The 14,780-nt window shown below is 65.6% G+C and carries 10 protein-coding genes and 2 tRNA genes; 8 read left to right on the top strand and 4 right to left on the bottom strand.

The window, feature by feature from the left end; translation table 11 throughout:
- Positions 1-903: glycerate kinase (locus F3J14_RS27970; protein ID WP_247682300.1), on the bottom strand; the 903-nt coding region annotated here is incomplete at its 3' end.
- A 385-nt stretch (positions 904-1,288) separates the two neighbouring features.
- Between F3J14_RS27970 and tig the strand changes: the two genes are divergently transcribed.
- The 7 genes from tig (at position 1,289) to F3J14_RS27935 (ending at position 10,135) form a co-directional block, all read left to right on the top strand.
- Positions 1,289-2,635: a trigger factor gene (tig, locus tag F3J14_RS27965; protein ID WP_166725717.1), complete on the top strand. Its 1,347-nt coding sequence runs from the start codon at positions 1,289-1,291 to the stop codon at positions 2,633-2,635.
- A gap of 140 nt (positions 2,636-2,775) precedes the next feature.
- Entirely contained in the window at positions 2,776-3,429 is a 654-nt protein-coding gene (clpP, locus tag F3J14_RS27960) for an ATP-dependent Clp endopeptidase proteolytic subunit ClpP (RefSeq protein ID WP_006496351.1), read from the top strand.
- 165 nt (positions 3,430-3,594) lie between these two features.
- A complete protein-coding gene (gene clpX / locus F3J14_RS27955; RefSeq protein WP_006754177.1) occupies positions 3,595-4,866 on the top strand; it encodes an ATP-dependent Clp protease ATP-binding subunit ClpX in 1,272 nt (423 codons plus the stop codon).
- Between the two features lie 197 nt (positions 4,867-5,063).
- Positions 5,064-7,487 carry an endopeptidase La gene (gene lon / locus F3J14_RS27950; RefSeq protein ID WP_006754178.1) on the top strand — a complete coding sequence of 808 codons (2,424 nt, stop codon included), beginning with the start codon at positions 5,064-5,066 and terminating at the stop codon, positions 7,485-7,487.
- A 216-nt stretch (positions 7,488-7,703) separates the two neighbouring features.
- Positions 7,704-7,779 (top strand) — tRNA-Val (locus F3J14_RS27945).
- Positions 7,780-7,802: 23 nt separating this feature from the next.
- Positions 7,803-7,879, top strand: a tRNA-Asp gene (locus F3J14_RS27940).
- A gap of 321 nt (positions 7,880-8,200) precedes the next feature.
- Positions 8,201-10,135 carry a SurA N-terminal domain-containing protein gene (locus F3J14_RS27935; RefSeq protein WP_166725716.1) on the top strand — a complete coding sequence of 645 codons (1,935 nt, stop codon included), beginning with the start codon at positions 8,201-8,203 and terminating at the stop codon, positions 10,133-10,135.
- A 90-nt stretch (positions 10,136-10,225) separates the two neighbouring features.
- Here the strand turns inward: F3J14_RS27935 and F3J14_RS27930 are convergent, their stop codons facing one another.
- A complete protein-coding gene (locus F3J14_RS27930; protein WP_166725715.1) occupies positions 10,226-10,903 on the bottom strand; it encodes an arylesterase in 678 nt (225 codons plus the stop codon).
- Between F3J14_RS27930 and F3J14_RS27925 the strand changes: the two genes are divergently transcribed.
- Positions 10,902-11,603, top strand: coding sequence for an ATP-binding cassette domain-containing protein (locus F3J14_RS27925; protein WP_006762168.1), 702 nt, complete (start codon positions 10,902-10,904; stop codon positions 11,601-11,603). The two genes, F3J14_RS27930 and F3J14_RS27925, sit on opposite strands and share 2 nt — an antisense overlap.
- Positions 11,604-11,678: 75 nt before the next feature.
- Here F3J14_RS27925 and pgi read toward each other — a convergent pair whose 3' ends face one another.
- Positions 11,679-13,301, bottom strand: a complete 1,623-nt coding sequence (gene pgi / locus F3J14_RS27920; RefSeq protein ID WP_166725714.1) for a glucose-6-phosphate isomerase — start codon at positions 13,299-13,301, stop codon at positions 11,679-11,681.
- Between the two features lie 111 nt (positions 13,302-13,412).
- On the bottom strand, positions 13,413-14,780 hold a 1,368-nt coding region (locus F3J14_RS27915), incomplete at its 5' end, for an NAD(P)H-hydrate dehydratase (protein ID WP_166725713.1).

Raw genomic sequence — 14,780 nt, 5'->3', positions numbered from 1 at the left:
CACCGTGCCGCGACGCGCCCGCGCATCGAATCCCGACGACAGCAGCTCACCCGACACGGTGCAGGACGCGCCACGGTCATCAACGAACACGCTGAATCGTTCATCGATCAGGTCCATCAGCAACAAACCGAGACCGCCCGCGGCGCCGGCACCGGCCAGGTCGCGGCCGCGCCGGTCGAGCGCCGCCTCGAGCACGTCGGCAAAGTGGCCGAGCGCGGCGTCGAGGGTCGCGACTTGCTCGGGCGCCACGCCCTTTTGCGGACCGAACACCGCCGTCGCGCCATGCGCGCCCGTCAGCGGATTGTCGACGTCGGACATGCCGATGAATTCCGCTTCCTTCAGGCGCGGATCGAGCCCCGACGCGTCGATCCGCGCGATGTCGGCGAGCCGCGCGGGGACGGGTTCGACCGGCTGGCCGGCCGCGTCGAAGCATTGCAGGCCGAGGCCCGCGAGCAACCCTGCGCCCGCGTCGTTGGTGCTGCTGCCGCCGAGCGCGACGAAGAAGCGGCGCACGCCTTCGTCGAGCAGCGTGCGGATCGCTTCGCCCATCCCGCGCGTGCTGCGCGCGTCGACCGGCACGCTCATGCCGACCGCGTCGGTGATGCCGACGATCTCGGCCGTCTCCACGATCGCGGTGCGCGCGTCGATCACGCCGACCGCCGCGTCGCGTGCCGCGAGCGACGCGCCGGCCACCCGGAGCGTACGCCGCGTGCCGCCGCCTGCCAGCATCGCATCGAGCGTGCCTTCGCCGCCGTCGGCCATCGGGCAGCAGCGCACGACCGCGTCGGGCCGGGCACGGCGGATGCCGGTGGCGATCGCGTCCGCGACCTGCTCGGCGGAAAGCGAGCCTTTGAACGAATCGGGCGCGATGACGACGACAGGCGCGGACGGGTGGTGCGGCATGGTGTCTCCGGGAAGCGTAATTGGTGTGAAAAATGGGGCGGCGACGGTGGCGCACCCTCAATCGGAGCTTACAGGATGGCGGGCACGCGGTGGATACGGCGTTCGGCATAGCGACAATCCGCGCGCATTGCCGTGCACGGGCGCGGGCGGCACGCGGGTGCGCACCCCTGTCATGCGGATCTGGCGGTACGAGGAAAATTGTTTGCTAGAATAGTCGATTCTTCCGGCCAAAGCCGTGCTCCGAGCCGCTTGCGCTAGCCATTCGGCGCGTGCAGGGATGGCGTGGCGCTCCGGCGCGGCGTGTGCATGTGATGTACATCTCGCCGCAGGCAGGCACGGCAAGGAAAACCCGATTCGCTCGAATAATTTTAGGACGATTGAAGCCATGGCTAACGTTGTTGAGAACCTCGGCAAGCTTGAACGCCGCGTGACGATTTCCCTGCCGAAAGACACCGTGCAGAAGGAAATCGACGCCCGTATCCAGAAACTCGCGAAGAACGTTCGCATGCCGGGTTTCCGCCCGGGCAAGGTGCCGCTGAAGATGGTCGCCCAGCAGTACTCGGGTCAGGTCGAAGCGGAAGTGCTGAGCGACAAGATCGGCCAGGAATTCTTCACGATCAGCCGCGCGGAAAACCTGCGCGTGGCCGGCCAGCCGAGCTTCGAGCCGAAGCAGGAGCAGGCCGAGGATGCATACGCGTTCGACGCGACGTTCGAGGTCTACCCGGAAGTGAAGATCGGCGACCTGGCGACGGCTGAAGTCGAGCGCTCGACGACGTCGATCGGCGACGCCGAAATCGACCGCACGCTGGACATCCTGCGCAAGCAGCGCGTGCACTTCCACGCTCGCGGCGAAGCCGGCGAGCACGGCGACGGCGGCGCGGACACCGCGGCGAAGAACGGCGACCGCGTGACGGTCGACTTCGTCGGCAAGATCGACGACGTCGCGTTCCAGGGCGGCACGGCCGAAGACTTCCCGTTCGTGCTCGGCGAAGGCCGCATGCTGCCGGAATTCGAAACGGCGGCGCTCGGCCTGAAGGTCGGCGAAGCGCGTACGTTCGACCTCAAGTTCCCGGACGATTACCACGGCAAGGACGTGGCGGGCAAGACGGCGCAATTCACGGTCACGATGAAGAAGATCGAGTGGCCGCACCTGCCGGAAATCGACGCCGAATTCGCGAAGTCGCTTGGCATCGAAGACGGCGACCTGACGAAGATGCGCGCCGAGATCAAGGAAAACCTCGAGCGTGAAGCGAAGCGCCGCACGCAGTCGATCGTCAAGAACCAGGTGATGGACGCGCTGCTGAAGATTTCCGAACTCGACGTGCCGAAGGCGCTGATCGAGCAGGACCAGCAACGCCTCGTCGAAATGGCTCGCCAGGATCTGGCGCAGCGCGGCGTGCCGAACGCGAAGGACGCACCGATCCCGGCCGAGATGTTCGCCGAGCAGGCAGAGCGTCGCGTGAAGCTGGGCCTCGTGCTGGCCGAGCTGGTGAAGTCGAACGGCCTCGAAGCGAAGCCGGAACAGATCCGTGCGGAAGTCGACGAGTTCGCGAAGAGCTACGAAGACCCGAAGGAAGTGGTCCGCTGGTATTATTCCAACCAGCAGCGCCTCGCCGAGATGGAAGCGTTCGTCGTTGAAAGCAACGTCGTCGACTTCGTGCTGGGCAAGGCAAAGGTGACGGACAAGGAAGTGAGCTTCGAGGCACTCGCGAGCGCATCGGCGCAAGCGTAAGTGTCGCTCTAGCGGCGTGCCGGCTGTCGGAGCGACGGCCTGCACGCCGTTTTTACGTCAAGCGCACGGTTGCCATTAATATGGCGATTGAGCGGGCGGCTTCCTTCCGTTCAATTTTCCATTCGAACAAGGTTCATTGAATGATCACTCGCGCTGAATTGCTGGACATGCTTGCTTCGAACGCGCCGCAGGGTTTCGAGGCGCAAGCGCTGGGGCTGGTGCCGATCGTCGTCGAAACGAGCGGCCGCGGCGAGCGTTCGTACGATATTTATTCGCGTCTCCTGAAGGAGCGCCTGGTGTTCATGGTCGGCGAAGTGAACGACCAGACCGCCAACCTCGTGGTCGCGCAATTGCTGTTCCTCGAGAGCGAGAATCCCGACAAGGACATCAGCCTCTACATCAACAGCCCGGGCGGCTCGGTGTCGGCCGGCATGGCGATCTACGACACGATGCAGTTCATCAAGCCGGATGTGTCGACCCTCTGCATGGGCCTCGCGGCCAGCATGGGCGCGTTCCTGCTCGCATCGGGCGCGAAGGGCAAGCGTTTCGCGCTGCCGAACTCGCGCGTGATGATTCACCAGCCGCTCGGCGGCGCACGCGGCCAGGCGTCCGATATCGAGATCCAGGCACGCGAAATCCTCTACCTGAAGGAACGGCTGAACAACCTGCTCGCGCAACATACGGGCCAGGACGTCGAGCGCATCGCGCGCGACACCGACCGTGATAACTTCATGTCGAGCGAGGACGCGAAGGCGTACGGGCTGATCGACCAGGTGCTGCTGAAGCGCCCCTGAATTTAAGTGGGGTGCCGCCCCGATTGGGGCGGCGCCCCCTGCAACGTCCCGAGTGCCTTGAGCATCTGCGGCAAGCGCATCCAGCCGGCTCCGGTCGCGCCCTAGGCGCGGCGTTCGGAGCATTCGGCGTATCATGTCATTTACCTGTCCGGAGGCTCTACATTCATGGCGGACAAAAAAGGTTCGAACAGCGAGAAGCTGTTGTATTGCTCGTTCTGCGGAAAGAGCCAGCATGAGGTAAAGAAACTCATTGCCGGCCCGTCGGTATTCATCTGCGATGAATGCATCGACCTCTGCAACGAGATCATTCGCGACGAGGCGGCTGCCGCCGGCGTCGAGGCCAGCCTGTCCCGGTCGGATCTGCCGAGCCCGCAGGAAATTCGCGACATCCTCGATCAGTACGTGATCGGGCAGGAACGCGCGAAGAAGATCCTCGCGGTGGCCGTGTACAACCACTACAAGCGCCTGAAGCATCTCGACAAGAAGGACGACGTCGAGCTGTCGAAGAGCAACATCCTGCTGATCGGCCCGACGGGCTCCGGCAAGACGCTGCTCGCGCAGACGCTCGCGCGGTTGCTGAACGTGCCGTTCGTGATCGCCGATGCGACGACGCTGACCGAAGCCGGCTACGTCGGCGAGGACGTCGAGAACATCATCCAGAAGCTGTTGCAGAATTGCAACTACGAGGTCGACAAGGCCCAGCGCGGGATCGTCTACATCGACGAAATCGACAAGATCAGCCGCAAGTCGGACAACCCGTCGATCACGCGCGACGTGTCGGGCGAGGGCGTCCAGCAGGCGCTGCTGAAGCTCGTCGAAGGCACGATGGCGTCGGTGCCGCCGCAGGGTGGCCGCAAGCATCCGAACCAGGATTTCATTCAGGTCGACACGACCAACATCCTGTTCATTTGCGGCGGCGCGTTCGACGGTCTCGAGAAAGTGATCACCGATCGCACGGAAAAGACGGGCATCGGCTTTGGCGCGACGGTCAAGAGCAAGCAGGAACGCGACGCGGGCGAAGTGCTGCGCGAGACGGAACCGGAAGACCTGATCAAATTCGGTCTGATCCCCGAATTGATCGGCCGCCTGCCGGTGGTCGCGACGCTCGGCAAGCTCGATGAAGCCGCGCTGATGAAGATCCTTGTCGAGCCGAAGAATGCGCTCGTCAAGCAGTATCACAAGCTGTTCGCGATGGAGCGCGTCGAGCTGGAAATCCGGCCGGGCGCGTTGCAGGCAGTCGCCCGCAAGGCGATCCGCCGCAAGACCGGCGCGCGCGGATTGCGTTCGATCATCGAACAGGCATTGCTCGACGTGATGTACGAGCTGCCGGCGATGAAAGGGGTCAGCAAGGTCATCATCGACGAGAACGTGATCGATGGCGACGGCAAACCCCTGCTGATCTATGAGGACACGCCGAAAGTGGCGGGTTCGAACTGACCGGCTTGACGACGATGTTCTGCGAAAAAGGCCGTTCATGAGTCCGTGGGCGGCTTTTTTTCGTTTATCTTGTGGGTAACTCTGACTCGACACGCGGTGGTTACTTTCTTACCGAATATTTCCCGCACTTGAAGGCTTGCAATTCGTTGTGGCGGCCTCAATTACCGAACAATTGATTCCACTCATGGGGAAATGAAATGTCAGGCACCCAACTTCTCCCGCCGGAACGCATCACGCTCCCGCTGCTGCCGCTGCGGGACGTCGTCGTTTTCCCGCACATGGTGATTCCGCTCTTCGTGGGCCGGCCGAAATCGATCAAGGCCCTCGAAGCAGCGATGGAAGGCGGCAAGCACATCATGCTCGTCGCCCAGAAAACCGCGGCCAAGGACGAACCGACCGAAAAGGACATGTACGAGGTCGGTTGTATCGCCAACATCCTGCAGATGCTGAAGCTGCCGGACGGCACCGTGAAGGTGCTCGTCGAGGGTCTGCAGCGTGCGAAGGCGTTGTCGATCGAAGAACAGGAGACGCAGTTCTCCTGCGACGTGATGCCGCTCGAGCCCGATCACGCCGACAGCGCGGAAACGGAAGCGCTGCGCCGCGCGATCGTGTCGCAGTTCGACCAGTACGTGAAGCTGAACAAGAAGATCCCGCCGGAGATTCTCACGTCGCTGTCGGGCATCGATGAAGCCGGTCGCCTCGCGGACATGATCGCCGAGCGTCTGCCGCTGAAGCTCGACCAGAAGCAGCACATCCTCGAGATGTTCCCGGTCATCGAGCGCCTCGAGCACCTGCTCGCGCAGCTCGAAGCCGAGATCGACATCCTGCAGGTCGAAAAGCGCATCCGCGGGCGCGTGAAGCGCCAGATGGAAAAGAGCCAGCGCGAGTACTACCTGAACGAACAGGTCAAGGCGATCCAGAAGGAACTGGGCGAAGGCGAGGAAGGTGCGGATCTCGAGGAACTCGAGAAGCGCATCAACGCCGCGCGCATGCCGAAGGAAGCGAAGAAGAAGGCCGACGCCGAGCTCAAGAAGCTGAAGCTGATGTCGCCGATGTCGGCGGAAGCGACCGTCGTGCGCAACTACATCGACACGCTGATCGGCCTGCCGTGGCGCAAGAAGAGCAAGGTCAATAACGATCTGTCGAACGCCGAGCAGGTGCTCGACGAGGATCACTTCGGCCTCGAGAAGGTGAAGGAACGCATCCTCGAGTACCTCGCGGTGCAACAGCGCGTGGACAAGGTCAAGGCGCCGATCCTGTGCCTCGTCGGGCCCCCGGGCGTCGGCAAGACCTCGCTCGGCCAGTCGATCGCGCGTGCGACGAACCGCAAGTTCGTCCGGATGGCGCTCGGCGGCGTGCGTGACGAAGCCGAGATCCGCGGTCACCGCCGGACGTACATCGGCTCGATGCCGGGCAAGATCCTGCAAAGCCTCGCGAAGGTCGGCGTGCGCAATCCGCTTTTCCTGCTCGACGAAGTCGACAAGATGGGCATGGATTTCCGCGGCGATCCGTCGTCGGCGCTGCTCGAAGTGCTCGATCCGGAACAGAACCACACGTTCGCTGACCACTACATCGAAGTCGACTTCGACCTGTCGGACGTGATGTTCGTCGCGACGTCGAACTCGCTGAACATCCCGCCGCCGCTGCTCGACCGGATGGAAGTGATCCGTCTGTCGGGCTACACGGAAGACGAGAAGGTCAGCATCGCGCAGCGTTACCTGCTGCCGAAGCAGAAGAAGAACAACGGGCTGAAGGACGGCGAGGTCGACGTCACCGAACAGGCGATCCGCGACATCATCCGCTACTACACGCGCGAAGCCGGTGTGCGTTCGCTCGAGCGGGAAGTGTCGAAGATCTGCCGCAAGGTCGTGAAGATGCTGCTGTTGAAGAAGGCATCGGGCGCGATCAAGGTCGACGGCGAGAACCTCGATACGTTCCTCGGCGTGCGCAAGTACGACTTCGGCCTCGCGGCGAAGGAAAACCAGGTCGGTCAGGTGACGGGCCTCGCGTGGACGGAAGTCGGCGGCGACCTGCTGACGATCGAAGCCGCGGTGATGCCGGGCAAGGGCAACGTGATTCGCACGGGCTCGCTCGGCGACGTGATGAAGGAGTCGGTCGAGGCTGCGCGTTCGGTCGTGCGCTCGCGTTCGCGGCGTCTGGGCATCAAGGACGAAGCGTTCGAGAAGCAGGACATCCACATCCACGTGCCGGAAGGTGCGACGCCGAAGGACGGTCCGTCGGCCGGCGGTGCGATGACGACCGCGCTGGTGTCGGTGCTGACGGGGATTCCCGTGCGTGCCGATGTCGCGATGACGGGCGAGATCACGCTGCGTGGCGAAGTGCTGCCGATCGGCGGGCTGAAGGAAAAGCTGCTGGCTGCGCATCGCGGCGGCATCAAGCTCGTGCTGATTCCGGAAGAGAACGTGAAGGACCTCGCGGACATTCCGGACAACGTGAAGAACGCGATCGAGATCGTGCCGGTCCGCTGGATCGACAAGGTGCTCGAGCTTGCGCTCGAACGTACGCCGACCCCGCTGCCGCCGGAAGAAGAGGCGAAGGCTGCGGCGCCGGTTGGCGAGGCGGCGAAGGATGCCGGCTCGACGGAAGTCGTCAAGCACTGAGAAGCTGAACACCGTCACTGACGGTTGTTCACGAAACCCGCGGCGTGTCCGCGGGTTTTTTTATGCGCGTCGGCATCGCGTACGTGCGCGTTGAAAGATGCGCGTTGAAAAAAATTCACGTGCGGGCTTGGCAAAAGGATCGGGGATGAATTAAACTCGCAGGCTCGCTGGTTGTTGATGCCGAAACGCAGATCGCAGCCAGAACGAATCGGAAACGGGTGCTTAGCTCAGCTGGTAGAGCGGCGCCCTTACAAGGCGTAGGTCGGGGGTTCGAACCCCTCAGCACCCACCAGTTTCCCGATTCAGCCAGACCAAGGAGCGGTAGTTCAGTCGGTTAGAATACCGGCCTGTCACGCCGGGGGTCGCGGGTTCGAGTCCCGTCCGCTCCGCCAGAAAATGAGAAAGCCCGCCTTGTGCGGGCTTTTTCATTTGTGTTTCCATTCGTGCCCGCTTGCGGGCGCGTGACTGCGGAGTGGAGGAAGCCGCCTGCGCGGCTTCCGGCGGGACTCGAAGGGCTGCGCGTGCACGCGCAGCCGCGGCCTGCGGGGTGTAGGCGAGTCCCGTCCGCTCCGCCAGAAAATGAAAGAAGCCCGCCTTGTGCGGGCTTTTTCATTTGCATCGCCGGCCGCGCCCGTTCGTTGCGCACCTGCTTTTCTCCCGTGCCACCCCGTATGTTGTAATATCGGACGTTTTGTCCAATTTTCCCGTCACGCATGCTCGATTTCTTCCGTAATCACCAGCGCCTGATGATGGCGCTCCTGCTCCTGATCGTGTTACCGGGGCTGGGTTTCGTCGGAATCCAAGGTTTCCGCGGCTTCTTCGACGACAGCGCGAACGTCGCGGCGATCAACGGGCACAAGATCACGCGGGTCGAATTCGACGGCGCGTTCCGCCAGCAGATCGACCAGGCGCGCCAGGCGCTCGGTGGGCAGTTCGACATCAAGGCATTCGACACGCCGGAACATCGCAAGCAGGTGCTCGACGGCCTGATCCAGCAACGCGTGCTGGCCGACGAGACGCAACGCCTGCACCTGACCGCATCCGACAACGCCGTGCGCGACGCGCTGATGAGCGACCCGATGATCGCGTCGCTGAAGAAACCCGACGGTTCGATCGACGTCGAGCGCTATGCGCAGCTGCTGTCGTTCCAAGGGATGACGCCCGAGCAGTATCAGGAGCGCGTGCGCTACAGCCTCGCATTGCAGCAGATTCCGGCTAGCATCGTGGCGAGCGCATTCACCCCGAAGGGCCCGGCGCAACGCCTGTCGGAGCTGGCCGCGCAGCAGCGCGAAGTGCAGGCGCTCGTGCTGAAGACGAGCGACTACGCGGCGAAGGTGCAGCCGACCGACGCGCAGCTCACCGCGTACTATGACGCGCACAAGCAGAGCTTCGCGACGCCGGAAACGGCGACGATCCAGTATCTCGTCTATTCGCCGGCCGCGGCCGCCGCGAGCGCACAGCCGAACGATGCGGACATCAAGAAGTTCTACGACGACAACCCGACGCACTTCCGCTCGGAAGCGCAGGTACGCGTGAGCCACATCTTCATCGCCGCGGCGAGCGACGCGAGCGCTGCCGACAAGGCGGCCGCGAAGGCGAAGGCCGAACAGTTGCTGGCCGACGTGAAGGCGCATCCGGACCAGTTCGCGCAGATCGCGCAGAAGAACTCGCAGGATGCACCGTCGGCAGCGAAGGGCGGCGATCTCGGCTTCATCACGCGCGGCTCGACGGCGGGCGGCAAGGCGTTCGACGATGCCGCATTCGCGCTGAAGCAGGGCGACGTCAGCGGTGTCGTGCAGTCGGATCTCGGCTTCCACATCCTGAAGGCGACGGAAGTCAAGCCGTCGGTGGTCAAGCCGTTCGCCGACGTGAAGGACCAGATCGCGGTGCAGTTGAAGCAGCAGTATGCAGCGAAGGCATTCACGGACAACGCGGAAGGCTTCACGTCGACCGTGTATGAAAAGGCGAAGACGCTGCAGCCGGCCGCCGACAAGTACAAGCTGACGATCCAGACGGCCACCGTCATGCCGACGCCGAATCCGCAACTGCCGCCGACGAGCCCGCTGAACAATCCGAAGTTCCTCGCTGCCGTGTTCGCGAGCGACTCGGTGAAGAGCCAGAACAACACGCAGGCGATCGACGTGGGCAACAACACGCTGATCTCGGCGCGCGTGACCGATTACAAGCCGGCTGCCGTGCCGGCGCTCGACACGATCAAGGACGCGGTGCGTCAGAAGGTCGTCGCCGAGCAGGCCGCGGAACTTGCGAAGAAGGACGGCGCGGCGAAGCTGGCCGAGCTGCAGAAGTCGAAATCGGCAGATGGCTTCACGGCCGTGCAGAAGGTGTCGCGCATGCAATCGCAAGGCCTGACGCCGGCGGCACTGAGCGCCGTCTACAAGGTCGATGCGAAGACGCTGCCGGCCTACGTCGGCGTCGATCTCGGTGCGGACGGCTACGCGATCTATCGCGTGAACGCGGTGATCCCGGGCACGGCCGTCGATCCGCAGCAGCTCGCGGCCGCGCAGCAGCAGATGGCGCAGGTCGAAGCGCAAAGCGAAGGCGAAGCGTATCTCGCCGCGCTGCGCGACCGCTCGAAGGTGAAGCTGTACGGCACCACGCCGAGCCAGTCGCAGGACAGCGGCAACTGAGCGAAGCGCCGTTCACGGTTTCGCACGCAACAACAGAAAGCCCCGCTTCGAGCGGGGCTTTCTGTTTTCCGGCAACGGCGAACCGTCAGGTCAGCCGCGCGGTTTGCCGAGTAGTGGTTTCAGCGCCGGCCAGACGTTGTCGAGCAGGATGCCCTGCGCCTGCTGCGCGGGGTGCATCTGGTCCGACTGGAACATCTCAGGCTTGTTCTCGATGCCGGCCAGCAGGAACGGCACGAGCGGGACGCCGAGTTCCTTCGACAGCCGCGTATAGACCGCATGGAATTTCTGCGTGTAATCGGGCCCGTAGTTGGGCGGCACGTACATGCCGACCAGCACGACCTTTGCGCGCGCTTGCCGCGCATCGGCGATGATGTCACGCAGGTTCTGCTCGGTCGTCGCGAGCGGCACGCCGCGCAGTGCGTCGTTCGACCCGAGTTCGACGACGACGATCGACGGCTTGAGCCGTTGCAGCACCGCGGGCAGCCGTGCGCGGCCGCCGCTCGTGGTGTCGCCGCTGACGCTTGCGTTCGCGACGCTATAATCGATTCGCTCGGTCGCGAGCCGTTGCCGCAGCAGCGCAACCCAGCCGGTGTCGCGTGGCAGCCCGTATTCGGCCGACAGGCTGTCGCCGAGCACGACGAGCGCGGGCCGGCCCTGGCCCGATGTCGGCGCCGCCGTCGCGGCGCGTGCGGGCACGGTTGCTGCAAGCAGCGTACCCAGCAGCGCGGCGAGCGCCGCGCGTCTTTTCCAGTGGAATGTCGTGTCCATGTTCAAGATTACCGATCCGATCATCGAAGTCCAAGACGTATGCAAGCGGGTCGCCGACGCAACGGGCGAGCTGACGATCCTCGACGGCATCACGCTCAGTGTGCGATCCGGCAGCAGCCTCGCGATCGTCGGTGCGTCGGGGTCCGGCAAATCGACGCTGCTCGGCCTGCTTGCGGGGTTGGACAGCGCGACGAGCGGCACGGTTCGCCTGCTCGGCCGCGCGCTCGACCAGCTCGACGAGGACGAGCGTGCCGCGCTGCGCAACGGCGCCGTCGGATTCGTGTTCCAGTCTTTCCAGTTGATGCCGCACCTGACGGCGCTCGAGAACGTGATGTTGCCGCTCGAGCTGAGGGGCGGCATCGGTGCGCGCGACGCGGCCGAGCGGGCCCGCGCGCTGCTCGTGCAGGTCGGTCTCGGCGAGCGCACCGCGCATTATCCGAAGCTGCTGTCCGGTGGTGAACAGCAGCGCGTCGCGCTCGCGCGCGCGTTCGTCACGCACCCGGCGATCCTGTTCGCCGACGAACCCACCGGCAGCCTCGATGCGGCCACGGGCCATGCGGTCATCGACCTGATGTTCGAACTGAACCGCGCGCACGGCGCGACGCTCGTGCTCGTGACGCATGATGCCGAACTCGCGCGGCGCTGCGCGACGACGGTCACCATCGACGCCGGACGCATCGTCGCGCCGCAGGCGGCGTAGCACGGCACTGAATGCTTGCGCCGGTCGCACACGGTAAATTGCCGGTGCGACCGGCATGCGCACGACGTCGTCGCGTCAGCGCTTGAGCGCCGCACGCGCGCGCTCGATCAGCGCGGTCGTCGACGAATCGTGCTTCGCGGGATCGACCGACTCGGCTGACAGGTCGGCTTCGACGACCTTGCCGAGAATCTTGCCGAGCTCGACGCCCCACTGGTCGAACGGATTGATGTCCCACACCGTCGCCTGCACCAGCACCTTGTGCTCGTAGAGCGCGATCAGCGCGCCGAGCGTGCGCGGCGTCAGCGCATCAACCAGCAGCGTCGTCGTGGGCCGGTTGCCGGGGAACGTCAGGTGCGGCGCGAGCGCTTCCTTGCCCGGGCCGGCGACCTTGCGCGCTTCGTCGAGCGTGCGGCCGAGCATCAGCGCTTCGCTCTGCGCGAAGCAGTTCGCGAGCAGCTTCGGATGATGGCTCGCGAGCGGATGCTCGGGCGTCAGCACCGCGATGAAGTCGATCGGCACGATCGTCGGGCCCTGGTGCAGCATCTGGAAGAACGCGTGCTGGCCGTTGGTGCCCGGCTCGCCCCACGTGACGGCCGACGTCGGGTAGTCGACGAACGTGCCGTCCAGGCGCGCGGATTTGCCGTTGCTTTCCATCTCGAGCTGCTGCAGGTACGACGGCAGGTAGTGCAACGCTTCCGAATACGGCGCGACGAGATAGCTCTGCGAGCCGAAGAAGTTGCGGTACCAGATGCCGATCAGGCCGAGCAGCGCCGGCAGGTTGCGCTCGAGCGGCGCTTGGCGGAAATGGCGGTCCATGTCGTTCGCGCCGGCGAGCAGTTCATCGAACTGCTCGGGCCCGATCGCGATCATGATCGACAGGCCGACCGCCGACCACAGTGAATAGCGGCCGCCGACCCAGTCCCACATTTCGAACACGTTGTCCGCGTCGATGCCGAACTTCACGACTTCGGCCGGGTTCGCCGACACGCCGACGAAGTGCTTCGCGAGGGAGGTCTCGGGGCAGCCGCGCGCGACGAACCAGTCGCGCAGCGAGCGGGCGTTCGTCATCGTCTCGAGCGTCGTGAAGGTCTTCGACACGATGATCGCGAGCGTTTCCTCCGGGTCGACCTGTTCGAGCACGCGCGCGAGATCGGCGCCGTCGACGTTGGACACGAAGTGGGTCGAGATGTCCGGGCTCGCGACGTGATGCAGCGCATGCTTGACCATCTTCGGTCCGAGATCCGAGCCGCCGATGCCGATGTTGATCACGTGGCGGATGCGCTTGCCGGTGTAGCCGGTCCACGCGCCGCTGCGCACGGCGCGTGCGAAGGTCGCCATCTTTGCGCGCTCGGCACTGATCTGCGCATGGAACGGCGCGTGCGGGTCGGTCGCGCGCAATGCCGTGTGCAGCGCGGCGCGGCCTTCGGTCGGGTTGACGATCTCGCCGGCGAACATCGCGTCGCGGCGCGCTTCGACGCCCGCTTCGCGGGCCAGCTGCACGAGCAGGCGCAGCGTGTCGTCGTTGATGCGGTTCTTCGAGAAGTCGGCCGCAAGGCCGCCGCCCGGGATCGTGAAGCGTTCGGCACGGGTCGGCGCGCGGTCGTTTTCCGGCGCGAACCAGTCGCGCAGGCGCGCATGGCGGATTTGTTCGAAGTGGGATTGAAGGGCAGTCCAGGCGGGGAGCGAATTCAGCGTCATGGCGGTTCGAGTGAAGCGTGAATCGGGAGGAATGCCGCGCCGGCTCATCGGGATCGGAAGGCCGGCGGACGAGAGGACCCGCCGTGCGGCGGGGCACTCAGTATAGCGGCGTTATATGTCGGCGCGCGGCGACGGGTAAAAAAGGCGATTGATCAGCGTGCGCACCATCGGCGCGAGTTCGCCCGCGACGAGGCCGGCCGGGCCCGTGCCGTTCGCGGTCAGCGTGTCGGCCGCGAGGCCGTGCAGATACACGCCCGCGAGCGCGGCTTCGTACGGCGCGACGCGCTGCGCGAGCAGCGCGCCGATCAGGCCGCCGAGCACGTCGCCGGTGCCGCCGGTCGCGAGCGCGGCATTGCCGGTCGGGTTGATCGTCAGGTGGCCGTCGGGCGCTGCAATCACCGTGCCCGAACCCTTCAGCACGACGATGCTCGCGTAGCGCGCGGCGAGCGCCTGGGCCGCGGCCAGCCGATCGTGCTGCACCGTCGCGGTATCGCTGCCGAGCAGCCGCGCCGCCTCGAGCGGATGCGGCGTCAGCACGCACGCAATGCCGCGCGCGCCCCGGGCGGCTACGGCGGTCGCGAGCTCGGCGTGGGTCGCGACGAGGTTCAGCGCGTCGGCGTCGAGCAGCGTCACGGCGTCATGCGCGAGCACGTCACGCACGAGGGTTGCCGCGGCCTCGCGCGTGCCGAGGCCGCAGCCTGCCGCGATCGCGGACATCGCATCGAGGTCGAGGCCGTCTGCCGGATGCAGCATCAGCTCCGGAAACGGCGGGTCGTACGGCGGCGCGCCGGCGCCGAGGAAGCCGACATGCACCTTGCCGGCCCCCGCGAACAGCGCGGCACGCGCGGCGAGGATCGGCGCACCGCACATGCCGGTGTCGCCGCCGAGCACCGCCAGGCTGCCGAACGTGCCCTTGTGCGACGCGAACGCGCGGGCGGGCAGCGCGGCGGCGAACCGGGCCGGCGCATTCAGCACGACGGCCGGCGCGGCGGGCGGTGGGGCGTCAAGCGACGCGATGTCGATCTCGCCGGCGAGATCGCGGCCGTCGCCCGTGTAAAGGCCCGGCTTCGCGCCGATGAAGGTGAGCGTATGTGTCGCAGCGACGGCGACGCCCGCGCCGACGATCCGGCCCGTGTCGCTGTCCAGTCCGCTCGGCACGTCGAGCGCGAGCACGCGGCCGCCGTTTCGTGTGTGCGCGGCGATGCGCGCGGCCTGGGCGGCGAACGGGCCGTCGAGTGCGCGGCCAAGGCCGATGCCGAACAGTCCGTCGACGACCCACGCGTAATCGTCCAGCGATGCGGGTGGTTCGGTCGACAGCGGCACGCCGGCCGCGCGCGCGAGGCCGAGCGCCCATTGCGCATCGTCCGGCTTGACCGCCACCGGCATCCACGCCTGCGTGGCGACGCCGAGTTGCTGTAGCTGCGCGGCGGCCACCAGCGCGTCGCCGCCGTTGTTGCCGGGGCAGCTCGGACGAGCGCC

It is taken from the genome of Burkholderia sp. Tr-862 (genome assembly GCF_011753085.1).
Classification (GTDB): domain Bacteria; phylum Pseudomonadota; class Gammaproteobacteria; order Burkholderiales; family Burkholderiaceae; genus Burkholderia; species Burkholderia ambifaria.
This window is presented reverse-complemented; position numbering and strand designations above follow the sequence as displayed.